20 protein-coding genes and 1 riboswitch are annotated in these 23,329 nt (G+C 66.0%); of the genes, 8 read left to right on the forward strand and 12 right to left on the reverse strand.

Going from position 1 to position 23,329, the window contains the following annotated elements; all coding sequences use genetic code 11:
* Positions 1 to 40: 40 nt before the first annotated feature.
* A complete protein-coding gene (locus QM712_RS24935; RefSeq protein WP_415025806.1) occupies positions 41 to 280 on the forward strand; it encodes a DUF2798 domain-containing protein in 240 nt (79 codons plus the stop codon).
* A 961-nt stretch (positions 281 to 1,241) separates the two neighbouring features.
* Here QM712_RS24935 and QM712_RS24940 read toward each other — a convergent pair.
* Positions 1,242 to 1,421, reverse strand: a complete 180-nt coding sequence (locus QM712_RS24940) for a hypothetical protein (protein WP_415025807.1) — start codon at positions 1,419 to 1,421, stop codon at positions 1,242 to 1,244.
* 198 nt (positions 1,422 to 1,619) lie between these two features.
* Between QM712_RS24940 and recA the strand changes: the two genes are divergently transcribed.
* Positions 1,620 to 2,708 carry a recombinase RecA gene (gene recA, locus QM712_RS24945; protein WP_415025808.1) on the forward strand — a complete coding sequence of 363 codons (1,089 nt, stop codon included), beginning with the start codon at positions 1,620 to 1,622 and terminating at the stop codon, positions 2,706 to 2,708.
* A 268-nt stretch (positions 2,709 to 2,976) separates the two neighbouring features.
* Here recA and gcvP read toward each other — a convergent pair whose 3' ends face one another.
* The 3 genes from gcvP to gcvT form a co-directional block, all read right to left on the reverse strand.
* A complete protein-coding gene (gcvP, locus tag QM712_RS24950) occupies positions 2,977 to 5,844 on the reverse strand; it encodes an aminomethyl-transferring glycine dehydrogenase (protein ID WP_415025809.1) in 2,868 nt (955 codons plus the stop codon).
* Positions 5,845 to 6,000: 156 nt separating this feature from the next.
* A complete protein-coding gene (gene gcvH, locus QM712_RS24955) occupies positions 6,001 to 6,369 on the reverse strand; it encodes a glycine cleavage system protein GcvH (protein ID WP_415025810.1) in 369 nt (122 codons plus the stop codon).
* A 10-nt stretch (positions 6,370 to 6,379) separates the two neighbouring features.
* On the reverse strand, positions 6,380 to 7,528 hold the full coding sequence (gene gcvT, locus QM712_RS24960; RefSeq protein ID WP_415025834.1) for a glycine cleavage system aminomethyltransferase GcvT: 1,149 nt from the start codon (positions 7,526 to 7,528) through the stop codon (positions 6,380 to 6,382).
* Between the two features lie 143 nt (positions 7,529 to 7,671).
* Positions 7,672 to 7,760: riboswitch (glycine riboswitch) on the reverse strand.
* A 221-nt stretch (positions 7,761 to 7,981) separates the two neighbouring features.
* Here gcvT and alaS point away from each other — a divergent pair.
* On the forward strand, positions 7,982 to 10,663 hold the full coding sequence (gene alaS / locus QM712_RS24965; protein ID WP_415025811.1) for an alanine--tRNA ligase: 2,682 nt from the start codon (positions 7,982 to 7,984) through the stop codon (positions 10,661 to 10,663).
* Between the two features lie 7 nt (positions 10,664 to 10,670).
* Entirely contained in the window at positions 10,671 to 11,903 is a 1,233-nt protein-coding gene (locus QM712_RS24970; protein WP_415025812.1) for a cyclic nucleotide-gated ion channel, read from the forward strand.
* 12 nt (positions 11,904 to 11,915) lie between these two features.
* Here QM712_RS24970 and QM712_RS24975 read toward each other — a convergent pair whose 3' ends face one another.
* The 3 genes from QM712_RS24975 to QM712_RS24985 all read right to left on the reverse strand — a co-directional run bounded on the left by QM712_RS24975 (position 11,916) and on the right by QM712_RS24985 (position 14,055).
* On the reverse strand, positions 11,916 to 12,200 hold the full coding sequence (locus tag QM712_RS24975) for a DUF3303 domain-containing protein (RefSeq protein WP_415025813.1): 285 nt from the start codon (positions 12,198 to 12,200) through the stop codon (positions 11,916 to 11,918).
* 47 nt (positions 12,201 to 12,247) lie between these two features.
* Positions 12,248 to 12,742, reverse strand: a complete 495-nt coding sequence (locus QM712_RS24980) for a DUF3455 domain-containing protein (protein WP_415025814.1) — start codon at positions 12,740 to 12,742, stop codon at positions 12,248 to 12,250.
* Between the two features lie 98 nt (positions 12,743 to 12,840).
* Positions 12,841 to 14,055, reverse strand: coding sequence for an NADP-dependent isocitrate dehydrogenase (locus QM712_RS24985; protein WP_415025815.1), 1,215 nt, complete (start codon positions 14,053 to 14,055; stop codon positions 12,841 to 12,843).
* A 339-nt stretch (positions 14,056 to 14,394) separates the two neighbouring features.
* Here QM712_RS24985 and QM712_RS24990 point away from each other — a divergent pair, with 339 nt between their 5' ends.
* Positions 14,395 to 15,588 carry a TrmJ/YjtD family RNA methyltransferase gene (locus tag QM712_RS24990; RefSeq protein WP_415025816.1) on the forward strand — a complete coding sequence of 398 codons (1,194 nt, stop codon included), beginning with the start codon at positions 14,395 to 14,397 and terminating at the stop codon, positions 15,586 to 15,588.
* A 108-nt stretch (positions 15,589 to 15,696) separates the two neighbouring features.
* Here QM712_RS24990 and QM712_RS24995 read toward each other — a convergent pair whose 3' ends face one another.
* The 4 genes from QM712_RS24995 to mddA are packed head-to-tail and all read right to left on the reverse strand — an operon-like array spanning position 15,697 to position 18,924.
* Positions 15,697 to 16,449 carry a hypothetical protein gene (locus tag QM712_RS24995; RefSeq protein ID WP_415025817.1) on the reverse strand — a complete coding sequence of 251 codons (753 nt, stop codon included), beginning with the start codon at positions 16,447 to 16,449 and terminating at the stop codon, positions 15,697 to 15,699.
* 35 nt (positions 16,450 to 16,484) lie between these two features.
* On the reverse strand, positions 16,485 to 17,462 hold the full coding sequence (locus tag QM712_RS25000) for an NADPH:quinone oxidoreductase family protein (RefSeq protein WP_415025818.1): 978 nt from the start codon (positions 17,460 to 17,462) through the stop codon (positions 16,485 to 16,487).
* A complete protein-coding gene (locus QM712_RS25005; protein ID WP_415025819.1) occupies positions 17,459 to 18,148 on the reverse strand; it encodes a helix-turn-helix transcriptional regulator in 690 nt (229 codons plus the stop codon). Before QM712_RS25005 ends, QM712_RS25000 begins: the two co-directional genes overlap by 4 nt.
* Positions 18,145 to 18,924 (reverse strand): methanethiol S-methyltransferase, encoded by a 780-nt coding sequence (gene mddA, locus QM712_RS25010; protein ID WP_415025820.1) that lies wholly within the window; start codon positions 18,922 to 18,924, stop codon positions 18,145 to 18,147. The genes QM712_RS25005 and mddA overlap by 4 nt, the downstream gene beginning before the upstream one ends.
* A 147-nt stretch (positions 18,925 to 19,071) precedes the next feature.
* Between mddA and QM712_RS25015 the strand changes: the two genes are divergently transcribed.
* Positions 19,072 to 20,631, forward strand: a complete 1,560-nt coding sequence (locus tag QM712_RS25015) for an alpha/beta fold hydrolase (RefSeq protein WP_415025821.1) — start codon at positions 19,072 to 19,074, stop codon at positions 20,629 to 20,631.
* Positions 20,632 to 20,725: 94 nt separating this feature from the next.
* Here QM712_RS25015 and QM712_RS25020 read toward each other — a convergent pair whose 3' ends face one another.
* Positions 20,726 to 21,376: a TetR/AcrR family transcriptional regulator gene (locus QM712_RS25020; RefSeq protein ID WP_415025822.1), complete on the reverse strand. Its 651-nt coding sequence runs from the start codon at positions 21,374 to 21,376 to the stop codon at positions 20,726 to 20,728.
* 246 nt (positions 21,377 to 21,622) lie between these two features.
* On the opposite strand from QM712_RS25020, the gene QM712_RS25025 reads away from it, so the two are divergent.
* Positions 21,623 to 22,165, forward strand: a complete 543-nt coding sequence (locus QM712_RS25025; RefSeq protein ID WP_415025823.1) for an OsmC family protein — start codon at positions 21,623 to 21,625, stop codon at positions 22,163 to 22,165.
* Between the two features lie 35 nt (positions 22,166 to 22,200).
* Positions 22,201 to 23,313, forward strand: coding sequence for an acyl-CoA dehydrogenase family protein (locus QM712_RS25030; RefSeq protein ID WP_415025824.1), 1,113 nt, complete (start codon positions 22,201 to 22,203; stop codon positions 23,311 to 23,313).
* Positions 23,314 to 23,329 lie beyond the last annotated feature (16 nt).

A 23,329-nucleotide genomic window follows, 5' to 3' on the forward strand; every position in this document is an offset into this window, starting at 1 on the left:
CCTTGCTTTGCCTGACGACGGCAAACAGCGAAGGCGCATCATGCCCGGCATTCCCCGTCGCTACAGTCATTTCGTCTTCGGCGTCATCCAGTCCGGTCTGACGTCGCTGGTCGCAACCGCGATCGCGAGCTTTCCTGCGGAGACCGCGTTGCTGTTCGTCCAGCACTGGCTGGTCTCGTGGCTGATCGCATGGACGACGATGCTGCCGATCGTGCTGCTGGCGGCGCCGGCGATCCGCGCGTTCTCGCTGCGGCTGACGCGCGACGAAGCGGCCGCCTGAACGGGGCGGGTAAAAAAGAGCCCCGCCTGGGATGAGCCAAGCGGGGCCTAAGGTTATTGGAGGCTGAGGTGCTGGGCTGCAACACCATAGCCCCACAACCCTAGCCGCATCAGCTTACGGCAGCCTGACAAGCCTGCGGATCGAAACCACGGCGACGCAGCTCGGCCGAAAAAGCAGAAAACCCCGCTCGGGGCAGAGCGGGGTTAACTGGGTATGGAGGCCCGATGTTGGTCCATCGGGCGATGGAACTCTAGGAGAGTCGGCTTACAGGCGCCTGACGGGACGCACGGGGAAGGGCAGCGGAAGTCGCACACTGGCCCCGCGCTCGTCCAAATTTGGACACCCGATCGCACAACTGGGGACACACCCGTCGGCGACATTTTCGGGGTTCGGCGAAGCCATGGGGGAAACGTGGCGCGTCGATAACGGGGTAGCATCATGGACAAGGTAGAGCGGTCATTCGCCGCCGCGACGGCGGCTGGCTTTGTCGTCCTGGTCGTCGGCGTCATCCTGCTGGCGCTGATGTAGCGATGCGGCTCGGCATTCCGGCCCGTTCGCGCGCGTAGGCGAAGGGGAGGCGCGGGCCGGAGCCGGCCGCGGCCCTACTGTGCATGGGGTTGTTTTCACGATTTTCGCCGGCGTCCGTCGGGACCGCCGGGTGCAGCCGCCGCCGCGGGCCCGGTCCGAACGTGGGCGAGCCCCTGCGCCTCCCGGCTTCAGACCGCAGAAACAACGGCCCGCGACGGTCATTTCGGGACATCAGGGCCCGTTTTGCCGGGGTACTGGAACACCGGAGTTTTCCGGACTCCACAGTCTGCGAAAACTAGGTAGAACTACGCATGCCGGGGCTGGTATTTCATCCCGTACAATTATTGCAACCGGCAAGGGGCTACCGCGAGGTAGCCCCTTTCGTTTCCAACTCCGGCAAGGCGCGGACGTTCGGGCGCTTCATGGGCGCACCCTAGTTCGGCTCGCCGTCATTGAGGATCGGGCGGATCCGCTCGACGTCGATTTCCGCGCCCTCCATGTCCCGAACGGAAACGCCATCCGGGTTGTTCTTCATGTCGTCGTGCAGCCTGATCGCGGCTGCCAGTGTCGGCGCAACGACCAGAAACGACCCTGCTTTAACCTGATACGGCATAGGTAAAATATGCCGCCATTTTCGCGCGGCGACAGTCCAATTTTAAACTTAAGACGCAATGGACCGCGGGACGGCGCGAAAATCTCAAAAGAACATATTGCGAACAGGGAACAAATGGGGTACGTTGTTTATATCGCCGGCCCGCCTCTTCAACCGTTTGTCCCTCGCGCGAATCCTCGCCATAAGGAGCTCGACCCAATGTCCACCACTGCCCTGCGTATCGTCGAAGGATCTTCCATGGACAAGAGTAAAGCTCTGGCCGCCGCGCTCTCCCAGATCGAGCGCCAGTTCGGCAAGGGTTCGGTGATGAAGCTCGGCAAGAGCGACCGTTCGATGGACATCGAGGCGGTGTCGTCGGGCTCGCTCGGGCTCGATATCGCGCTCGGCATCGGCGGCCTGCCCAAGGGGCGTATCGTCGAGATCTACGGGCCGGAATCCTCGGGCAAGACGACGCTGGCGCTGCACACCGTGGCGGAAGCGCAGAAGAAGGGCGGCATCTGCGCCTTCATCGACGCCGAGCATGCGCTCGACCCGGTCTATGCCCGCAAGCTTGGGGTCAACATCGACGAGCTGCTGATCTCCCAGCCCGACACCGGCGAGCAGGCGCTGGAAATCTGCGACACGCTGGTGCGTTCCGGCGCGGTGGACGTGCTGGTGGTCGATTCGGTCGCGGCGCTGGTGCCGAAGGCCGAGCTCGAGGGCGAGATGGGCGATGCGCTGCCGGGGCTGCAGGCCCGCCTGATGAGCCAGGCGCTGCGCAAGCTCACGGCGTCCATCAACAAGTCCAACACCATGGTGATCTTCATCAACCAGATCCGCATGAAGATCGGTGTGATGTACGGCTCGCCGGAAACCACGACCGGCGGTAACGCGCTGAAGTTCTACGCGTCCGTCCGCCTCGACATCCGCCGCATCGGCGCGATCAAGGAGCGTGACGAAGTCGTCGGCAACACCACCCGCGTCAAGGTGGTGAAGAACAAGCTGGCGCCGCCCTTCAAGCAGGTCGAGTTCGACATCATGTACGGCGAGGGCGTCTCCAAGATGGGCGAAATCCTCGACCTCGGCGTCAAGGCCGGCATCGTCGAGAAGTCCGGCGCCTGGTTCTCCTATGACAGCCAGCGTCTCGGCCAAGGTCGTGAGAACTCGAAGGCGTTCCTGAAGGCCAATCCCGATATCACCGCCAAGATCGAGACCTCGATCCGCCAGAACTCGGGTCTGATCGCCGAGCAGATTCTCGCCGGGACCCCCGAGCGCGACGCCGACGGCGAGGAGCCGGCGGAAGAGTAAGCCTCAAAGATCGATTTTCGCGAGGAGCGGGCGCTGAGGACGTTGAGTTGCCGACGTCCTCAGTGCCCGTTTCTTTTTGCGCTCCCTTGATGAGGTGGGGCGACGAAGCGTCTGATCCTGGCCAGTTCGGTCAGCACTCCGATGCGGGCGAAGGCGCGCAGGCAGCGTGCCTCCCGTCTTCCAGCGCAGACAAGGGCGTAGCTTCCAGCACAGACGAAGGGGTGGCACGCCTTGGCTTTGCCCACCCCTGTGACGGCTTCGTCGTGTGCTATTCCGCGGCTTCCGCGTAGTCGCTCACCGGCGGGCAGGAGCACACCAGATTGCGGTCGCCATAGACGTTGTCGACGCGTCCCACCGGGCACCAATATTTGTCGGTGCGCGAGGTGCCTGCCGGGAAGCAGCCCTCGGCGCGGCCGTAGGCGCGCTTCCAGTCGTCGTCCGCGATGTCGTGCACGGTGTGCGGGGCGTGCCGCAGCGGCGATGCGGCGATCTCGAAGCGGCCGGCCTCGACCTCGGCGATCTCCTTGCGGATCGCGATCATGGCGTCGCAGAAGCGATCGAGCTCCGCCTTCGATTCCGATTCGGTCGGTTCGATCATCAGCGTGCCCGGCACCGGGAAGCTCATGGTCGGCGCGTGGAAGCCGTAGTCGATCAGGCGCTTTGCGATGTCGTCGACGGTGACGCCGGAGGTCGCCTTCAGCGGCCGCGGATCGATGATGCACTCGTGCGCGACGCGCCCCCTGGCGTTCTTGTAGAGCACCGGGAAGTGCGCATCGAGGCGCGCGGCGACGTAGTTGGCGTTGAGGATCGCGATCTCGGTCGCGCGCTGCAATCCTTCGCCGCCCATCATCAGGATGTAGATGTAGGAGATGGTCAGGATCGAGGCCGAACCGAACGGCGCGGCCGACACCGGGCCGACCGGCGCATCGGCACGCGTCGCGGGATGACCGGGCAGGAACGGCGCCAGATGCGCCTTGACGCCGATCGGACCCATGCCGGGACCGCCGCCGCCATGCGGGATGCAGAACGTCTTGTGCAGGTTGAGGTGGCTGACGTCGGCGCCGTAATCGCCGGGCCGGGACAGGCCGACCTGCGCGTTGAGGTTGGCGCCGTCCAGATAAACCTGCCCGCCGTGGCCGTGCACGATGTCGCAGATCTCGCGGATGTGCTCCTCGAACACGCCATGGGTCGAGGGATAGGTGATCATGACCGCGGCGAGATTGCTCGAATGCTTCTCCGCCTTGGCGCGGAGATCGTCGACATCGACGTCGCCGTTCTTCTCGCAGGCGACCACCACCACGTCCATGCCGACCATCGCGGCCGAGGCCGGGTTGGTGCCGTGGGCGGAGGAGGGGATCAGGCAGATCCTGCGATGGCTCTGTCCGCGCGCCGCATGATAGCCGCGGATCGCGAGCAGGCCCGCATACTCGCCCTGCGCCCCCGAATTCGGCTGCAGCGAGATCGCGTCATAGCCGGTGATGTCGCACAACCACTTCTCCAGCCGCGCGAACAGCGCGTGATAGCCGGCGGCCTGTTCGCGCGGAGCGAACGGGTGCAGGGTCGCGAATTCCGGCCAGGTCAGCGGCATCATCTCGGTGGTCGCGTTCAGCTTCATGGTGCAGGACCCGAGCGGAATCATCGCTCGGTCGAGCGCGAGGTCGCGATCGCTCAGCTTGCGCATGTAGCGCAGCATCTCGGTCTCCGAGCGATGCGCGTGGAACACGGGATGGGTGAGGAAGGCGGTCGTGCGCTTCAGGCCGTCAGGCAGCGCCTCGCGCGTCGCGGCGTCGATCTCCGCGTAGGACAGCGTGCCGCCGAAGGCGCGCCAGACCGCTTCCACCGTCGCGGGCGTCGTGGTCTCGTCGAGCGCGATGCGCAATGCGGTCTCGCCGACGCCGAAATTGATGGTCTCGGCCGCCGCGCGCGCGACGATCTCGGCGCGCTTGGCGCCGGCATCCACACTCAGCGTGTCGAAGAAGCTGTCGGACTGCAGCGTGAAGCCGAGCTTGCGCAGGCCGCTGGCCAGCACGGCAGCGCGGCGATGCACGTTGCGCGCGATCTGCGCCAGCCCTTCGGGGCCGTGATAGACCGCGTACATCGCGGCGATCACGGCAAGCAGAACCTGCGCGGTGCAGATGTTCGAGGTCGCCTTCTCGCGGCGGATGTGCTGCTCACGGGTCTGCAGCGCCAGGCGATAGGCGGGCGCGCCGCGCGAGTCCACGGAGAGGCCGACGATGCGGCCCGGCAGCGAGCGCTTCAGCGCGTCGCGCACCGCCATGTAGGCCGCGTGCGGGCCGCCATAGCCCATCGGCACGCCGAAGCGCTGCGCCGAGCCGATGGCGATGTCGGCACCGAGCTCGCCGGGCGAGGCCACCAGCGTCAGCGCCAGCAGGTCGGCCGCGAGCACGGCAACCGCGCCCTTCGCCTTCAGCGCGGCGATGGCCGCGCGCGGATCGCGCAGGGCGCCGGACGATCCCGGATATTGCAGCAGGCCGCCGAACACGTCGGCCTTGGCGAGATCGGTGGCAGGATCGCCCACGACGAGCGACCAGCCGAGCGGCTCGGCGCGGGTGCGCAGCACCGCCAGCGTCTGCGGGTGCACGTCGCGGTCGACGAAGAAGGCCTTGGTCTTCACCGTGCTCGCGCGCTCCGCCAGCGCCATGGCTTCGGCCGCGGCGGTCGCTTCATCCAGCAGCGAGGCGTTGGCGACGTCGAGGCCGGTGAGATCGCAGATCATGGTCTGGAAGTTGAACAACGCCTCCAGTCGTCCCTGGCTGATCTCGGGCTGGTACGGCGTGTAGGCGGTGTACCAGGCCGGATTCTCCAGGATGTTGCGCTGGATCACCGCGGGCAGGATCGTCCCGGAATAGCCTTGGCCGATCAGCGAGGTGAAGACCCGGTTCTGGGCCGCGAGCTCACCCATATGCGCGATCGCCTCGGTCTCGCTGAGCGGCCTGCCGAGATCGAGCGGAGCAGCCTGGCGGATCGAGGCCGGCAGCGTTTCCGCCATCAGCGCGTCGACGCTTCTCGCGCCGACGGCCTCCAGCATGGCGGTGACGTCGCGCGCCGACGGTCCGATATGGCGGCGAACGAAGGTGGCGGCGGTCTCGCTGCCGGATTTGCGGTGCGCGGTCATCGTGGGTCCTCGCTTTGAAAGTTGCCGTCATCGCCCGCGAAGGCGGCCGATCCAGTGCGCCGCAGCCTCTCGGCTCTCGCCGAAGCGGCTGGGTTGACTGGACGCCCCGCCTGCGCGGGGCATGACAGTGAATATGTCGAGACGGCTCGCGTCATCTCACGCTGTGTGTGCCTTGTAGGCGGCGTCATCCATGAGGCCGCCGAGCTCGCTCTTGTCGGCAATCCTGATCTTGAAGAACCACGCCGCGCCCTGCGCATCGGAATTGATCAGCGCGGGTTCGGCGGCGAGTGCGTCATTCGTCTCGAGGACCTCGCCCGAGATCGGGGCGTAGACGTCGGAAGCCGCCTTGACGGACTCGACGACGGCGGCGGCCTCGGTCTTCTTCAGCGTACGGCCGACCTTGGGCAGTTCGACGAACACGACGTCGCCGAGCTGGGACTGCGCGTAGTCCGTGATGCCGACGGTGGCGACGTCGCCGTCGATGGCCAGCCATTCATGGTCGGAGGTGTACAGCGTGGTGGTCATTCACAGGTCCTCAGCGTTTGTAGGTGTTTTTCACGAAGGGCATGGCGGCGACGGTGAGCGGCAGCCGCTGGCCGCGCACCTCCGCAAAGAGTTTCGTCTCGAGCGCGCTCAGGCCGGTCGGCACGTAGCCCATCGCGACCGGGGCGTTGAGACTGGGGCCGAAGCCGCCGGAGGTGACCTTTCCGACCGGCTCGCCGCCGGCGCTATCGGCAAACAGCATCGCGCCCTCGCGGACCGGCGCGCGGCCCTCGGTGCGCAGGCCGACGCGTCGGCGGGCGGCACCCTTGTCGAAATGCGCGAGTATTTTTTCCGCGCCGGGAAAGCCGCCGGCACGCTGGCCGCCGGTGCGGCGGCTCTTCTGCACCGACCATTCCAGCGCGCCCTCGACCGGCGTCGTGGCGGTGTCGATGTCGTGGCCATAGAGGCAGAGCCCGGATTCGAGCCGCAGGCTGTCGCGTGCGCCGAGCCCGATCGGCAGCACGTCGGAATTGCCGAGCAGCGCCTTGGCGAGCCGCTCGGCATCGCCGGCCGGAACCGAGATCTCGAAGCCGTCCTCGCCGGTGTAGCCGGAGCGCGAGACGAAGCAGTCGATGCCGTCGACCTTGCGCGGGCCGGCGTCCATGAACTTCATCGCCGGGGCGTCCGCACAGAATGTCGCCAGCACCGCTTCCGCCTTCGGACCCTGGAGCGCGATCAGCGCGCGGTCCTGCAGCGAATCGATGATGCAGTCGTCCGAGAGGTGCGCGCGTAGATGCGCCTCGTCCGCTTCCTTGCAGGCGGCGTTGACCACCAGGAACAGGTGATCGCCGAAATTAGCGACCATCAGATCGTCGAGGATGCCGCCATCCGCATTGGTGAACTGGGCGTAGCGCTGGCGGCCGGGCGCGATCGCCACGATGTCCTGCGGCACCAGCCGCTCCAGCGCGCGCGCGGCGTCCTCGATCTTCCCGGATTTCGGCCGGATCGCGATCTGGCCCATGTGGGAGACGTCGAACAGTCCGGCCGAGGAGCGGGTATGGAGGTGCTCCTTCAGGACGCCCGCGGGGTATTGCACGGGCATGTCATAGCCCGCGAACGGCACCATCTTGCCGCCAAGCGACACATGAAGATCGTACAGCGGGGTGCGTCTGAGGGGTGTCTGGTCGTCGCGTGCAAGCATCATGGGGCCCTCGCGGTTCCGCGGGGAGGGATTCCCCGATCGAAACCAATCGAAGCCCCATCTGTCGCTGTGCCTGAGAGTATTATCCCGTCGGCGGACGCCATCCGGGCCAAGCCCGCCGGCGCCTCTTTCCAGATGCTGTCAAAGCCACGCGGTCCGTTTGCCTGAGAGTTTCCGGGGCGGTTGCTCCTTCGGCGCCGGCGATGAAGCCGGTCTCTCCCGACGTGGCCGTAAAATACAGGTAGGTACAGACCACAGCCCGGCCAAGCCTGTCAACGCGGCTCCGGCGCCTTTCAACGGGATTACGCTGCTGCGGCAACCCTCTGATCTTTCTGCACAGTTTCTGGACAGCGAAGCTGGCCTTGTCTAAAAGCGCTTTGGCCCGCAGATATCAGCCTAAATCTCAGGTTTCGATGGCCTTTGGCGGGTCCAAGCACACCCGATTGGATGAACATGAGCGGCGTCAACGAGATCAGGTCGACCTTTCTGAATTTCTTTGCCGAGAACGGCCACGAGATCGTGTCGTCCTCGCCATTGGTGCCCCGCAACGATCCGACGTTGATGTTCACCAATGCCGGCATGGTGCAGTTCAAGAACGTCTTCACCGGCGTCGAGAAGCGGCCCTATCAGCGCGCCACCACCTCGCAGAAATGCGTGCGCGCCGGCGGCAAGCACAACGACCTGGACAATGTCGGCTACACCGCGCGCCATCTCACCTTCTTCGAAATGCTCGGCAACTTCTCGTTCGGCGACTATTTCAAGGAGCGCGCGATCGAGCTCGCCTGGACGCTGATCACCCGCGATTTCGGGCTGAAGAAGGACAAGCTGCTCGTCACCGTCTACCACACCGACGACGAGGCGGCCGGCCTCTGGAAGAAGATCGCCGGCTTCTCCGACGACCGTATCATCCGCATTCCGACTTCGGACAATTTCTGGGCGATGGGCGACACCGGCCCGTGCGGCCCGTGCTCGGAAATCTTCATCGATCGCGGCGACCACATCTGGGGCGGCCCTCCGGGCTCGCCCGAAGAGGACGGCGACCGCTTCCTCGAGTTCTGGAATCTCGTGTTCATGCAATACGAACAGGTGACGAAGGAGGAGCGCGTGGATCTGCCGCGTCCCTCGATCGACACCGGCATGGGCCTCGAGCGCATGGCCTGCATCATGCAGGGCGTCGACAGCGTGTTCGAGACCGATCTGTTCCGCCACCTGATCGATGCGACCGCCTCGGCGCTCGGCAGCGGGCCGAACGAGCAGACCGTCGCCTCGTTCCGCGTCATCGCCGACCACCTGCGCTCCTCGGCCTTCCTGGTCGCGGACGGAGTGCTGCCCTCGAACGAGGGCCGCGGCTACGTGCTGCGCCGGATCATGCGCCGCGCGATGCGCCATGCGCAGCTGCTCGGCGCCAAGGAGCCGCTGATGCATCGCCTGGTCTGGGCGCTGGTCCGCGAGATGGGCCAGGCTTATCCCGACCTGATGCGCGCGGAGAATCTGATCGAGGAAACGTTGCGGCTGGAAGAGACCCGCTTCCGCAAGACGCTGTCGCGCGGCCTTGCCATCCTCGACGAGAAGAGCGCGTCGCTGAAGAAGGGCGACATGTTCGACGGCGATGTCGCCTTCACGCTGTACGACACCTACGGCTTCCCGCTGGACCTGACGCAGGACGCGCTGAAGTCGCGCGGCATCGGCGTCGACCAAGCTTCGTTCACCGACGCGATGGAGCGTCAGAAGGCCAAGGCACGCGAGTCCTGGAAGGGCTCGGGCGAGGCTGCTTCCGAAGCGATCTGGTTCCCGCTGCGCGAGAAGCTCGGGGCCACCGAATTCCTCGGCTACGAAACCGAGAGCGCCGAAGGCGTGGTCTCGGCGCTGGTGAAGGACGGCGCGGAGGTCGCGAGCCTGAAGGCCGGCGAGACCGGTGCGATCGTGCTGAACCAGACGCCGTTCTACGCGGAGTCCGGCGGCCAGGTCGGCGACACCGGCGTGTTGATCGGCGAGGGCGGCATCAAGTTCCGCGTCACCGACACGCAGAAGAAGCTCGGTGATTTCTTCGTTCATGTCGGCACGCTGGAGAGCGGCGAGCTGAAGCTCGGCACTGCGCTGCAGCTCGAGGTCGATCACGGCCGGCGCTCCTCGATCCGCGCGCATCACTCGGCGACGCATCTCATCCACGAGGCGCTGCGCCAGGTGCTCGGCGACCACATCGCCCAGCGCGGCTCGATGGTCGCGCCGGACCGCCTGCGCTTCGATTTCGTGCATCCGAAGCCGATCACGGCGGAGGAGCTTGCCCGCGTCGAGGACATCGCCAACGACGTGGTGCTGGAGAACGACGAAGTCACGACCCGGGTCATGGGCGTCGACGAGGCCCGCGAGGCCGGCGCGCGCGCGCTGTTCGGCGAGAAATACGGCGACGAGGTCCGCGTCGTCTCGATGGGCAAGACCGCGCGCGAGCGCGGCGCCAACGCGCTCGGCTGGTCGGTCGAACTCTGCGGCGGCACCCATGTCAGGCGCACCGGCGATATCGGCCTGATCACGCTGACGAGCGAGAGCGCGGTCGCTTCCGGCGTGCGCCGTATCGAGGCGCTGACCGGCAACTATGCTCGCCGGCACGCCAACGACACCATGGCGCTGGCGAAGACCGCGGCCGCCGAGCTCCGCACCTCCATCGACGACGTTCCGGCACGCATCACCGCGCTGATGGAAGAGCGCAAGAAGCTCGAGCGCGAACTCTCCGACGCCCGCAAGAAGCTGGCGATGGGCGGCGGCGCGTCCGCCGGCAGCAATGGCGCAGCCAGCGGCGTTCGCGAGATCGGCGACGTCAAGCTGATGGCGCGTGCGGTCGAAGGCATCGAGATGAAGGATCTCAAGAGCCTCGCCGACGACGGCAAGAAGCAGATCGGCTCCGGCGTGGTCGCCATCGTCGGCGTCACCGAGGACGGCAAGGCCGGCGTCGTGGTCGGCGTCACCGCGGACCTCACCTCGCGCTTCAACGCCGTCAATCTCGTGCGCGTCGCCTCCGAAGCGCTCGGCGGCAAGGGCGGCGGTGGCCGCCCCGACATGGCGCAGGCCGGCGGCCCCGATGGTGCCAAGGCGTCCGAGGCACTCTCGGCGATCGAAAAAGCGATGGCCGGCGCTTAAGACGCCCATGCGCCTCGTTCCGCGAGGGCGCGGGCTGCGCGATCCCAATCTGCGGGATCGCCTCTATGAGTTGCTGGAGCACGATCCGCTGGCCTATTCGGCCGGATCGCGCTTCATCCAGGCCATCATCTGCGTGATCGTGCTCGACGTCGCCGCGATGACGCTGGCCTCGGTGCCGGAGCTGGACGCGAAGTTCGGCGCGCTGTTCTCGGCGATCACCATCCTGTCCATTATCGTGTTCGCGCTGGAATACCTGGCGCGGCTCTGGACCGTGGCGGGCCATACGCCACGGCAGGGATCGGCGCTCGCGGAACGGCTCGGCTATGTCTTCTCTGCGCTCGGCATCATCGACCTCCTGGCGTTCCTGCCGGCCGCGATCGTGCTCGCGACGGGCCGGCACGCCACGCTGGCCGCGCTCGGCGTGCTGCCGTTCTTCAAGCTGATCCGTTATTCGCCGGCGATGCGTTCGCTGCTCGCCGCCGTGCATGCCGAGCGGCGGGCATTGATCGGCTGCGTCGTCATCCTGATCGGCGCGGTACTGACCTTCGCCTCGCTGCTCTACGCCATCGAGCGCGACGTGCAGCCGGAAAAGCTCGGGACCATTCCGCAGGCGATGTGGTGGGCCATCGTGACTCTCGGCACCGTCGGCTATGGCGACGTCGTGCCGGTGACCCCGCTCGGCAAATTCATCTCCGTGTTCGCCATCATCAGCGGCTTCGCCATGATCGCGCTGCCGGTCGCGATCATCTCCACCGCCTTCGCCGAGGAGGTGAAGCGTCGCGATTTCGTCGTCACATGGGGGATGCTGGCGCGGGTGCCGCTGTTCTCGCATCTTTCGGCGGCCGAGATCGCCGACATCATGCGGCTGCTCCGGGCCCGCACCATCGAGCAGGGCGAAGTGCTGGTTCGACGTGGCGATACCGCCTCGTCGATGTATTTCATCACCGCCGGTGAGGTCGAGATCGCGCTGCCGAACCAGCATGTGCGGCTTGCTGACGGCACGTTCTTCGGTGAGATCGCGCTGCTGCACAAGACCAAGCGCAGCGGCACGGTGACCGCGACGCGCAAGACGCGGCTGCTGCTGCTCGACGCCCAGGACTTTCACGCCCTGATCGCGCGCATGCCGACGCTTGCCGCCCATGTCCACGAGATCGCGAAAGCGCGGCTCGCGGAGACCGGCGATCTTGCCCCGGACGAACTGGCGCAGGCGGAACGGCAGGACGGGCCGCGCGGCGACTAGCCGCCAGGTGCTCTAGTCCCGGTCGAGGAAGGGTGCGACCACCTCGCGGGTCTCCTGGCTCGGCACCACCGGCACGATCTCGAAGGTCATGCCGAAGCTCTGGCAGTTCAGCACCCATTCCTGCAACAGGCGAGCATCATCGCACTGCATCAGCTGGAAGCAGCGATCGAAATTGGGCTCGATCCAGCTTCCGAGATATGTGAGCCCGTCCGGGAATTTGACGCCTTCGTCGCGCACGCGCCGGTAGACCGGGATCGGGTCACGATCCCTGAAGCGTTCGATCACCATGAAGAGCATCGAAAAGACCTCCGTGTGCCGACGGGGCCTAGTCTATAGCGGCGACCTCAGCTCTTGCGCAGGAAAACGTACTCGGCCGAGTAGGGCGCGCTTCTGAAATCGCCGGCCTTCTCGCAGGCGCCTTCGAGCTTGCCGCCGTGGGTGTTGATGCGCTGGACGGTGGTGACCGGCGTCAGCACGCCGTTGCCGCGGCGGGCGGCGACCTCCAGCTTCAGCCAGGGGATATCGGCCGCCGTGGCACCCGGCGCGTTGCCGATCGCCTTTCCGACAACGGCGCTGCCGTCGGCATCCTCCCAACTCGGGCCGGCATAGTGGCGGCCGACGGTCTTGCCCTCGGCGAGCAGTGTGGCGATCGGCTCACGGAAGGCCCAGGCGAGCTTGCCGTCGGTGCCTGCCTTGCACTCATAGACCTGAGCGCCCTCGGCGTGGACGCTGAGGACCACGGTCTCGCCGGGCGCGGCGATGGCGGCGGGGAGCGCCTCTGCGGCTGCAGCCGGGGCGGCAAGCAGCAGCAGGCAGGGGACGGCGAGCTTGATCGACATGGCAGGTCTCCGAAGGCAGGCTCTTCAAAAACAAACGGGCCGCGCTGCGGCGCGGCCCGTGATGATGTCCGACCCAGTCGGGCGAAATTGCGGACGGCTTACGCCGCCAGCTCCTTGGTCAGGTTCTCGGCGACCTTGTCGAGGAAGCCGGTGGTCGAGAGCCAGCGCTGGTCGGCGCCGACGAGCAGCGCGAGGTCCTTGGTCATGTAGCCGGACTCGACCGTATCCACGCAGACCTTCTCCAGCGTATTGGCGAATTTCGCCAGCGCCGGATTGTTGTCGAGCTTGGCGCGGTGGGCGAGGCCACGGGTCCAGGCGAAGATCGACGCGATCGAGTTGGTCGAGGTCTCCTTGCCCTTCTGATGCTCGCGATAGTGGCGGGTCACCGTGCCGTGGGCGGCTTCGGCCTCGACCGTCTTGCCGTCGGGCGTGAGCAGCACCGAGGTCATCAGGCCGAGCGAGCCGTAGCCCTGCGCAACCGTGTCGGACTGCACGTCGCCGTCGTAGTTCTTGCAGGCCCAGACGTAGCCGCCGGACCACTTCAGCGCGGAAGCGACCATGTCGTCGATCAGGCGGTGTTCGTAGGTGATGCCGGCTTCGTCGAACTGAGCCTTGAACTCGTTCTGGTAGACTTCTTCGAAGATGTCCTTGAAGCGGCCGTCATAGGCCTTGAGGATGGTGTTCTTGGTCGAGAGGTAGACCGGCCACTTGCGCATCAGGCCGTACATCATCGAGGCCCGGGCAAACTCGCGGATCGACTCGTCGAGGTTGTACATGGCCATGGCCACGCCGGCGCCCGGAGCCTTGAACACTTCCTTCTCGATGACTTCGCCGTCTTCGCCGACGAACTTGATGGTCAGCGTGCCCTTGCCGGGGAACTTGAAGTCGGTGGCGCGGTACTGGTCGCCGAAGGCGTGGCGGCCGACGATGATCGGCTTGGTCCAGCCGGGAACGAGGCGCGGCACGTTCTTGCAGATGATCGGCTCGCGGAAGATGCAGCCGCCGAGGATGTTGCGGATGGTGCCGTTCGGCGACTTCCACATCTGCTTGAGGTTGAACTCCTTCACCCGGGCCTCGTCCGGGGTGATGGTGGCGCACTTGACGCCGACGCCGACCTTCTTGATGGCCTCGGCGGCGTCGATGGTGACCTGATCGTTGGTGTGGTCTCGGTACTCCATCCCCAGGTCGAAATACATCAGCTCGACATCGAGGAACGGGTTGATCAGCTTGTCCTTGATGTACTGCCAGATGATCCGGGTCATCTCGTCGCCATCGAGTTCGACGACGGGGTTGGTCACCTTGATTTTTGCCATGATCGGGGAAGCCCTCTTGGGAACGGCGCCGCTGGCGCCAACTGGAATATCCGGGGCCTCATAGCACCGGGAGGCGGCGGGCGAAAGCCAAGTGATTATGCACTTTTAGCTCATCCAGCTTCCACAGATGGGGGGCCCGGAGCGGGCCTGCCGAAGCCGCCGGGGTCAAGTTCAGCGCGAGAGTCAAAAGCCGATTCTAACCCCGTTATTTCCCTTGAGAATTTTGTCAGGACAGGCAAACGACAGGCTTGCCGACGGAGGCGGTCCTGGACCGGCTTTGAATCAATTCCTAAAGCGGCCTGTGCAAGGCCTTGAGAAGCAGCGTGAAAGCGAAACGAGATGTCGGGGACTGACAAGAGCAAGGCTGGCCTCACCCTGGACGGTCCCGTCGTGATCCTGGTCGAGCCGCAGCTCGGCGAGAACATCGGCATGGCCGCGCGCGCCATGGGCAACTTTGCCCTGAGCCGCCTGCGCATCGTCAATCCCCGTGACGGCTGGCCCAACATCGCCGCCCAGCGCGCGGCCGCCGGCGCCGACCACATTCTGGAACAGGTCGAGCTGTTCGACACGGTCGAGCAAGCCGTCGCCGACCTCGACCTGCTGTTCGCCACCACGGCCCGTGCCCATGACCAGGCCAAGCCGGTGGTCGGGCCGGAGGCCGCCGCGACCGAGATCTCGGGGCATATCGCCTCAGGGGGCAGGGCCGGCATCCTGTTCGGCCGGGAGCGCTGGGGGCTGACCAATGAGGAGGTCGGCCTCTCCAACCGCATCGTCACCTTCCCGGTCAATCCGGGCTTCGCCTCGTTGAACCTCGCCCAGGCCGTGCTGCTGGTCGGCTATGAATGGTTCAAGCGGGCGACGTCGGGCGCGCTGCCGCACGGCATGCCGGAACGCTCCGAGCGCGCCTCGCAGCACCAGATGCAGGCCTTCTTCGACAACCTCGTGCGCGAGCTCGACCGGGTCGAATTCCTGCGTCCGGCCGAAAAGCGCGACACCATGCTGGTGAACCTGCGCAACATCTTCACCCGGATGGAGCCGACCAAGCAGGACATGCACACCCTGCACGGGGTGGTCATGGCGATCGCCGAGGGCCGCAAGGGCCCGGCCAAGGGCGGCGTGCTCGACGGCGAGCAGGCAACGCGCCTGCGGGCGCTGCTCGCTGAGCACGGGCAGGGGGGCGGCGTCCCCGACAGCGGCTCGACCGTCCGCGGTCTCGCGCGGCTGCTCCGTCGCAACCCGACCGATGCCGAACGCCTGCTCTGGCAGGCACTGACCCGCGACCGCCGCTTTGCCGGCCAGTTCAAGCGCCAGACCCCGGTCGGCCGGCACATCCCGGACTTCGTCTCGTTTCCGCACCGGATCGCGATCGAGCTGGTCAACCCGGGCGAAGGCGAGGCCATCGCAGCCGACCGTGCCTCGCGGCAGACGTGGCTCGAGGCGCGCGATTATCGCGTGATGGAGATCCGGGCCGCGGATGCGGAGCGCGATCTCGAGGCGGAGCTGGTGCGGTTGCAGGGAATGATGGCGGAGTAGCTTGGCAGGGTAGGCGAGCCTCGCATGGCAAAGCGCGGCCGCCATTCGCTCCGGTGGCAATGACGCTACGCGCCTTTGCCCACCCTGCGATGCCTTACCTGTTAGCCGTCACCCCCGCCCGAGCTGCACGTCGCGTTCGACCGCGATCCATATCGTCCGGGCCACCGCCAGCAATCTCCCGGCCTCATTGTGGAGCGCGGCATCGGCGGTGCGTTTGCGGCCGTCGCGGCCGGTTGGCCACGCCGTGACGATACAGCGTTCGCCCGGGCGTGGCCGCGCCTCGACCCGCGCCGACATCCGTCCCAGCAGCAGCGGCGTCCGGTCGGCGGTGCCGCTCTGCGGATCGTGATTGCAGGCGAATCCCGTCGGGCAATCGAGCGCCGACCAGACGAATTCGGGAGCGACAAGGCCGTCACCGGCAGTCAGGTTCTGATCCGGAATCCAGCTCGCCGCGAGAACCGGCTTGTGAGCGTCCCGCCCGAGCGGTCCGGCCAAGATACGAAGGCCGTCGCCTTTGACCCTCGCGGGACCGCACACGAAACAGTGCGGCAGCGGATGCTCGTGCGATTTGAACGGCGTCAACGTTTCGGCGGCGGATGCCTCCGCGAAGCTGACCCGCTCCACGTGCGCAAGTTCGACATTCGCCGGTCGCCCCGTCGCAATCACCCTGTCGCCATCGCGAAGCTCCCAGGTGCCGCCATCCGTCGCGATCGCATCGAGTTGCGTATCCAGCGGAGTTGGTGCGCGCAGAGTCACTTCCGCCTCGCCGGGAATGTGGCCGGCCAGCCGGCCGGAGACGTAGCCGCCGTTCCCGCAGTTCGGAGGGCCGCAATAGCGCTTGTCGATGATGATCTGATGCAACGGTTGGCTTCCTCTCTTGCCGTTCCTCGCGCAGTCTATCTGATCCTGAGGACAATTCTGCCCTGAACCGTCCGGTCGGCCACGGCCTGCATGGCATCACCGGCCTCCTCCAGAGGGAGGACGCGATCGATGTGCGGGCGGATTTGTCCTTCCGCCAGCCATTGTACCAGCGTGTCGTTCATGCGCGCGGCTTCCGCGGAGAATTTCTCCGCCCAGGCGCCGACGAAGACGCCGATGATGGAATAGTTCTTCAGGAGCGGCAGGTTCATCGGGATCGACGGGATCTCGCCGCTGGTGAAACCGATCGGCATCAGCCGGCCACCCCATTTCATCAGCCGGGCCATCTGCTCGAAGATCGCACCGCCGACATTGTCCAGGCCGAGATCGATGCCTTCTCCGCCTGTGACCTGCTTGATCAGGTCGCGCAGATTGCCGGTCCGATAGTTGATGACGTCGGCGGCCCCGTAACGCCGCACCAGCGCGGCCTTGTCGTCGGAGCCCACACCGGCGATGACGCGCAGGCCGAGATGGCGGCCGAGGTCGACGGCGGCAAGTCCGACCCCGCCGGCGGCGCCCGTGATGAACACGGTTTCGCCGGGTTGCGCCCGTGCCCGTTCGACCAGCGCGTAATAGGCCGTACCGTAATTGTGCAGCACCGTGGCCGCGGCCTCGAACGCGACGCCGTCCGGCAGCCATACGCTCTTGGATTCCTTGGCGATCATCCGCTCGGCGTAGCCGCCGGTCCAGCTGCTGCATGCCACGCGATCGCCAGGCTTGAATTTCGAGACCTTTTCGCCGACCGCCACCACGACACCGGATGCCTCGGTGCCCGGCACGAAAGGCGTCGGCGGCCGCATCTGATAGAGGCCCGAGACCATCAACTGGTCCATGAAGCTCACGGAGGCCGCATGGACGTCGATCAGAATCTCATCGCCGGCCGGCTTCGGCGCGTCGATCTCGCTGACCCGCAGATCCTTCGGCCCGGTGAACGAACTGCACAGAATCGCTCTCATCGCCATGCTCCACTATGTTGTCTGTCTATGCCGAAGTCTCTCAGCGGGGGCGCATATCCCGCGACGAGCTTGACGAGATCGGCCTGGCGCGTGGCGCCGGTCTTCTCGAACAGGCGACTGACATGCGTCTTGATCGTGGTCTCGGCAACGCCGAGCGCCGTGGCGACGTCGCGGATGCTGCCGAGTTCGACGATCGCGAGCAGCACGCGCAGCTCGGTCGGCGTCAATCTGAAGGCGCTGCGGATCACGTCGGGACGCGGCGGTATCGTCAGCGCGACCTTGCGGACGAACAGTGCCGCGACAGCCCGATAGGGCTCGCTCGCGCGGCGGCAGGTGCCGGGCGTCAACGGCAGGACATGGGCGACGTGGCGATGCCCGTCTTTTCCGATCATCGGCACGGCCGTTCCGTCGGCGTCACGGATCGCATGTCCGTGGCCGGCCACCGCGAAGACGTGTCGCAAAGTCTGGTTGAGCGTCGGATCGCAGGCCGCGAGATGCCCGCAGGACTCGCACAGGATGTCGTGCGCGTCGAGAACGGCGCGGCCGGCCGTGTTGGCGTGAAGGAGGCGCGCGTCCGCGTCGACGAGATACAAGGCGACGTCCAGCCCGTCGAGCGTGTCGGCAAAGACGGCGGCTTCGACCGCCATCCGCGGAGCGGGGAACAGGCTGTGCAGCACCGCGTTCATCGGGGCGCTCCGGCAGGCTGAGTCGGTTGGTGATCGTTCGTTCGCCGGCGACCGAAAATATGCGGTATCAGCATGGGAACGCGCCGGCAATACTGCCGATAGGCCGTGCCGAACTCGGCGATCAGATCCCGCTCCTCGAAGTGCAGTCCGACCAGGATGTAGGCCGTGTTCGCGATCGCAAACAGCAGATGGCCGACGGTCATCTCGGGCGTGGCCCAGAATGCGAGCAGGAACCCCAGCATCAAGGGGTGCCGCACGATCTTGTAGAGGAACGGCGTCCTGAAGGACTGGCTGGGCATCTGCGCGCCGCGGAACGCGAAGATGGCCTGGCGCAGGCCGAACAGATCGAAATGATCGATCATGTAGGTCGAGGCGAACGCGATCAGCCAGCCGAGCCAAAGCACGCCGATCAGCAACCACGCAGCAATCCCGTCGAGGTGCCAGATCAACGCCGGGATCGGCCGCCACTGCCAGAACAGCAGCAGGAGAATCAGGCTGGAGAACAGGACGTAGGTGCTCCGCTCGCAGGACGCGGGCAGGAACCTGGCGAACCATCGTTTGAAGGCCGGGCGCGCCATCACGCTGTGCTGAACGGCAAACAGGCTCATCAGCAGCAGATTGACGGCGACGGCTTCCCAGGGATTCGCGGGGTTGCCGATGTCGATGGACTTGGGGACAACATAATTGCCGACGAAACCGAGCGCGTAGAGAAACGACACAGTGAATATGGTGTAGCTCACGAGGGCGTAGAGCAGGATTGCGAGGCGGGCGAACATGGTTTTTCCTATGTGCCGGCGGGGGTGGTGCCGCGTGAAGGAGCCTGAGCCGCTCGCCGGCGAGCGGGCTCGATCCGGCCCGACGCCTACAGCCGCATCGTCCCCTGTGCGTCCCTCGGGGGCGCCGGCCGGGGAGGGAGGACTTCCATGACGGCTTTCTTGCTGGGAACGTTCGGGTTCCCGGAGGTCCAAGCCGACGGCCGCCCGATCAAGCTGAACCTGCGCAAAGGGCTCGCGCTGCTGGTCTATCTCGCGGAGGCCAAGGGCGCCGTCGCACGTGACGTCATCGCCACGCTGCTGTGGCCCGAGACGTCTTCGGAAACCGCCCGCGCGCGATTGCGGCGTCTGCTTCACCGCATCGAACTCGCGGTGGGCGAGGCGATCTTCGAGACCGACCGCACCAGCCTGCGATGGTCTCCGGCGGTCGAACTGAAGATCGACTCACATCTGTTCGAGAGCGCCTGCGATCGCGGCGACTTCGAAGAGGCCTGCGAGATCTACCGCGGAGATTTCCTCGCGGGCTTCTCGCCGGATGACTCCGCCGAATTCGACGACTGGGCGTTCTTTCGCCGTGAGGCGCTGAGGGGGCGGCTCGTGCATGCGCTCGAGCGGCTGGTGCAGGACAAGAATGCCGCCGGCGATCATTTTGCCGCGACTGTTCATGCGGGACGTCTGGTCGAGCTCGATCCGCTCAGCGAGGTTTATGGCCGGCACCTGATCCGCAGCCTGCTGCTCGCGGGTGACCGCAGCGCGGCCGAGCGGCACCACGCGGCACTGACACAGCGGTTGCGGGACGAACTTGGTGTCGCGCCGGAAGCCGAGACCGAAGCGCTGATGGGGCAGGCGACCGGGCCGCTGCTCGATGCGGTTCCGATGACACGCTACGTCAAGGGCGCCGGCGTGCATCTGGCGTATCAGACCTATGGAAGCGGTCCGCTCGACATCCTGGTGATGCCCGGCTTCGTCTCGCATGTGGAGCGCGCCTGGGAGCATCCCGCGAGCCGGACGTTTCTGGCCTCACTGATGAAACTCGGGCGCCTCATCGTGTTCGATCGTCGCGGGATCGGGCTGTCCGATCGCGTCGGATCGGCTCCGGGCATCGACGTCACCGCGGAAGATATCGGCACCGTGCTGCGTGCGGCCGATTCGCGCCGCGTCGTGCTGTTCGGCGCATCCGAATGCGGCCCGGCCTGCGTCAAGTTCGCGGTCGACCATCCCAGCCGCGTCGCCGGGCTCATCCTGTTCGGCGCGCTGGCCAAGGGCTGCTGGGCCCCCGATTATCCTCATGCGTTGCGCGCCAGCCAGTATGATGCCTGGAGCAAACACCTCGTCGCGCAATGGGGCGGTCCGGTCGGGATCGAAGCCTTCGCGCCGAGCCTCGCGAACGATCCACAGGCGCGAGCCTGGTGGGCGGGGCTGCTGCGCGCGGCGTCCAGTCCCGGCGGCATCTCGGCCGTGCTCGAGGCGTTTCGCGACGCCGACGTGCGGCACCTTCTGGCGCAGATCGTGGTGCCGACACTGGTCCTGCACCGGCGTAACGATCAGGCCGTGCGGATCGCGGCCGGACGCGACATCGCGAGCTGGATCGCGGGGGCTCAATTCGTCGAGCTCGACGGCCATGATCACTGGTTCTTCGCCGGCGATCAGCAGCCGGTCCTCGACGCGATCGGCCGCTTCATGGAGGCGCTGCCGCGGCGTTCGTCGTAGGGCGGATCAGCAAAGCCTAACCGATCATCTCGCTATTCGTGCGATGCGCCGAATGGAGGTGACGGCTTCGCCGGGCGTCCCCATAGCTGGAGGGTTACACCGCCTCCAACTGATCCGCGTTGCGCTTCTTCCTCGTCTTCGACTGGCTCAGCAGTGGACTGGCTGCGAGCGCCGCGGAATCCGCCACGCTGGGATCGCGCGACACCATGGCGGCCACGATCGCGCCGTCGATCAACAGGCCCAGCTGATGCGCGAGCACGGCGGGATCGCTCGAGCCGAGTTCGCCGGCGAGTTTCTCGATGTGGCCGAGCACGATCTTCTTGTGCTTCAGGGCGATGTTGCGGAACAGCTTCTGATCCTTGTCGTGCTCGCCGACCGCATTGATGAACGGGCAGCCGTAGAACCGCTCCTCCGCGAACCAGCTCTTCAGCGCCGGGAAGATTCGCGTCAGCTTCGCCTGTGCGTCGCCGCCGCCGGCTTCCATCGCGCCGATGAACCATTCGCGCCACTGCTTGCCCTCGCTCTCCAGCACAGCGTTGACGAGATTGGTCTTGGAGCCGAACAGCTTGTAGAGCGTGGTCTTTGCGGTGCCGGCTTCCTCAATGATGGCATCGATGCCGGTGGCGTTGATCCCGTTCTTGCAGAACAGATGCGTCGCGGCGTTGAGCAGGCGACCGCGCGCGGATTCGTCTTCGCCGGCTCCGGAGTGGGGCGAGTTCGATGTCTTCTTTGACGTCTTTGCCATGGCTCCGAACTTACCCGCAGCCGCGCCGCATCAGCAAGCCGCAACTGTTCCGCGCCGAAAAGATTCGCATGGGACGGCGCATCTGCACCGCCTTTGAGCAAAGGGCGGCTGATCAATCCGCAGGCAGACACCGCTAAGCGGCTCCAATGTTTCGCATTTTGTTTTTCGGTCGGTCTGGCACGGTCCATGCAAGAAAACAGACCGTTCGGTATCCTGCCGATTTCAACGGCTGCCAGGGAGAAAATGATGACTGCCGTCGTTCAAAAGACAGTGCTGACGGGTTGCCTCGCACCCATCGACAAGAATGGCCTCGAGCAACTGATCGCCAACGGCAAGGCCAATCCGAAGGTCGTCAAGACCTTGAAGTGCAAGACGGTTGCGGAGGGCAAGTTCCGCCACGCCAACTACATCCGCAATCTGCAGCCCTACATCGTCGACGAGCCGCCGGGGCTTCTGGGTGACGACACCGCTCCCAATCCGTCCGAGGCCTCGCTCGCCGCGCTCGGCTCCTGCCTCGCGGTCGGCCTCCATGCCAACGCGGTGCATCGCGGCTGGATCGTCAACAAGCTCGAGCTGGAGCTGGAAGGCGATCTCAACATCACCGCGGTGTGGGGCACGGGCGACACCTCCGACAAGCCGGTCGGCTTCACCGATGTCCGCGTCAAGGTCGACATGGAGTGCGAGGGCGTCTCCCAGGACGAGATCAACGCGCTGGTCGCCCATGTGAAGAAATGGTCGCCGGTCGCCAACACCTTCACCCGCCCGGTCAATCTCGAGGTCGGCGTCTAGCGATCAGCAGCAGGGACTAGGTGCGGGAGAAGATCATGGGTTCACTGGCTTTATCGCGGGTCGAAGCTTCGGATCAGCCCGCACCTTCCATTGCCGGCGAGGTGGCGCGGATCGCACGCGAGCAACTCGCGCCGCTCGCCGTCGGCATCGACGCCGGAACGGTCTATCCGGCGGATGTGCTGCGCGAGTTGGGCGCAGTGGGCGCCTGGGGCAGCCACGTGCCCTATGAAGGCCCCGCCGATCTACGCTGCGCCATCCAGGCGATGGCGGCGATCGGGGAGGTCTGCGGCAGCACCGCCTTCATGGCGTGGTGCCAGAACACGCTGGTCTGGTACGCCGCCAACTCGACCAACATGAAGCTGGCGAAGCGTTTCGGGAATGCCTTCTCGACCGGCCGGGTGCTTGGCGGCACCGGGCTATCCAATCCGATGAAGAGCTTCTTCGGGATCGAGAAGCTCAAGCTGAAGGGACGCAAGGTCGATGGCGGCTACATCGTGCGCGGCGCGTTGCCCTGGGTCTCCAATCTCGGCGCGGATCATTATTTCGGCACCATCTTCGAGCGCGAGGACGACCAGGGCACCGTGATGTTCCTGGCCGACTGCTCCGACCCCGCGATCACGCTGACGCCGTGCAAGCCGTTCCTCGCCATGGACGGCACCGGCACCTACGGCGTGCAGTTCCGCGACGTGTTCGTGCCGGATGATCTGATCCTCGCCGATCCCGCCGGGCCTTTCGTGAAGAAGATTCGCGCCGGCTTCATCCTGCTCCAGGCCGGAATGGCGCTCGGCCTGATCCGTGACTGCATCGGCATCATGGACGAAGTCGACAACCCGCTCGGCCACATCAACCGCTACCTGCCGCAACAGCCGGTGCATTTCCGCGATCTCTTCGCCGAGCTCGAGGCGGAGACCATGGCGCTGGCGCGCGATCCCTACAACGAGGAGGAGACCTACTGGCGCAAGGTGATCGCGCTCAGGCTTCGCGCCGGTGAAGCCAGCGTCGCGGCGGCGCATGCAGCGATGCTGCATTGTGGCGCGCGCGGCTATCTCAAGAGCCACCGCGCGCAGCGACGGCTGCGCGAGGCCTATTTCGTCGCGATCGTCACGCCCGCCACCAAGCAGCTGCGCAAGATGCTCGCCGACGCCTGATTTTTGCGAGTCCACC

The organism is Bradyrhizobium sp. (genome assembly GCF_047605465.1).
Taxonomy (GTDB): domain Bacteria; phylum Pseudomonadota; class Alphaproteobacteria; order Rhizobiales; family Xanthobacteraceae; genus Bradyrhizobium.

Coding starts and splice junctions, on each gene's coding strand:
- QM712_RS25005 (WP_415025819.1), bottom strand. CDS start 18,148: ATGAACGCGGTGCTGCACAGCCTGTTCCCCGCTCCGCGGATGGCGGTC.
- QM712_RS25030 (WP_415025824.1), top strand. CDS start 22,201: ATGGGTTCACTGGCTTTATCGCGGGTCGAAGCTTCGGATCAGCCCGCA.
- mddA (WP_415025820.1), bottom strand. CDS start 18,924: ATGTTCGCCCGCCTCGCAATCCTGCTCTACGCCCTCGTGAGCTACACC.
- QM712_RS25020 (WP_415025822.1), bottom strand. CDS start 21,376: ATGGCAAAGACGTCAAAGAAGACATCGAACTCGCCCCACTCCGGAGCC.
- QM712_RS24985 (WP_415025815.1), bottom strand. CDS start 14,055: ATGGCAAAAATCAAGGTGACCAACCCCGTCGTCGAACTCGATGGCGAC.
- QM712_RS24990 (WP_415025816.1), top strand. CDS start 14,395: ATGTCGGGGACTGACAAGAGCAAGGCTGGCCTCACCCTGGACGGTCCC.
- QM712_RS25015 (WP_415025821.1), top strand. CDS start 19,072: ATGACGGCTTTCTTGCTGGGAACGTTCGGGTTCCCGGAGGTCCAAGCC.
- QM712_RS24940 (WP_415025807.1), bottom strand. CDS start 1,421: ATGCCGTATCAGGTTAAAGCAGGGTCGTTTCTGGTCGTTGCGCCGACA.
- QM712_RS24970 (WP_415025812.1), top strand. CDS start 10,671: ATGCGCCTCGTTCCGCGAGGGCGCGGGCTGCGCGATCCCAATCTGCGG.
- QM712_RS24980 (WP_415025814.1), bottom strand. CDS start 12,742: ATGTCGATCAAGCTCGCCGTCCCCTGCCTGCTGCTGCTTGCCGCCCCG.
- recA (WP_415025808.1), top strand. CDS start 1,620: ATGTCCACCACTGCCCTGCGTATCGTCGAAGGATCTTCCATGGACAAG.
- alaS (WP_415025811.1), top strand. CDS start 7,982: ATGAGCGGCGTCAACGAGATCAGGTCGACCTTTCTGAATTTCTTTGCC.
- gcvT (WP_415025834.1), bottom strand. CDS start 7,528: ATGCTTGCACGCGACGACCAGACACCCCTCAGACGCACCCCGCTGTAC.
- gcvH (WP_415025810.1), bottom strand. CDS start 6,369: ATGACCACCACGCTGTACACCTCCGACCATGAATGGCTGGCCATCGAC.
- QM712_RS24975 (WP_415025813.1), bottom strand. CDS start 12,200: ATGCTCTTCATGGTGATCGAACGCTTCAGGGATCGTGACCCGATCCCG.
- QM712_RS24935 (WP_415025806.1), top strand. CDS start 41: ATGCCCGGCATTCCCCGTCGCTACAGTCATTTCGTCTTCGGCGTCATC.
- QM712_RS25025 (WP_415025823.1), top strand. CDS start 21,623: ATGACTGCCGTCGTTCAAAAGACAGTGCTGACGGGTTGCCTCGCACCC.
- QM712_RS25000 (WP_415025818.1), bottom strand. CDS start 17,462: ATGAGAGCGATTCTGTGCAGTTCGTTCACCGGGCCGAAGGATCTGCGG.
- gcvP (WP_415025809.1), bottom strand. CDS start 5,844: ATGACCGCGCACCGCAAATCCGGCAGCGAGACCGCCGCCACCTTCGTT.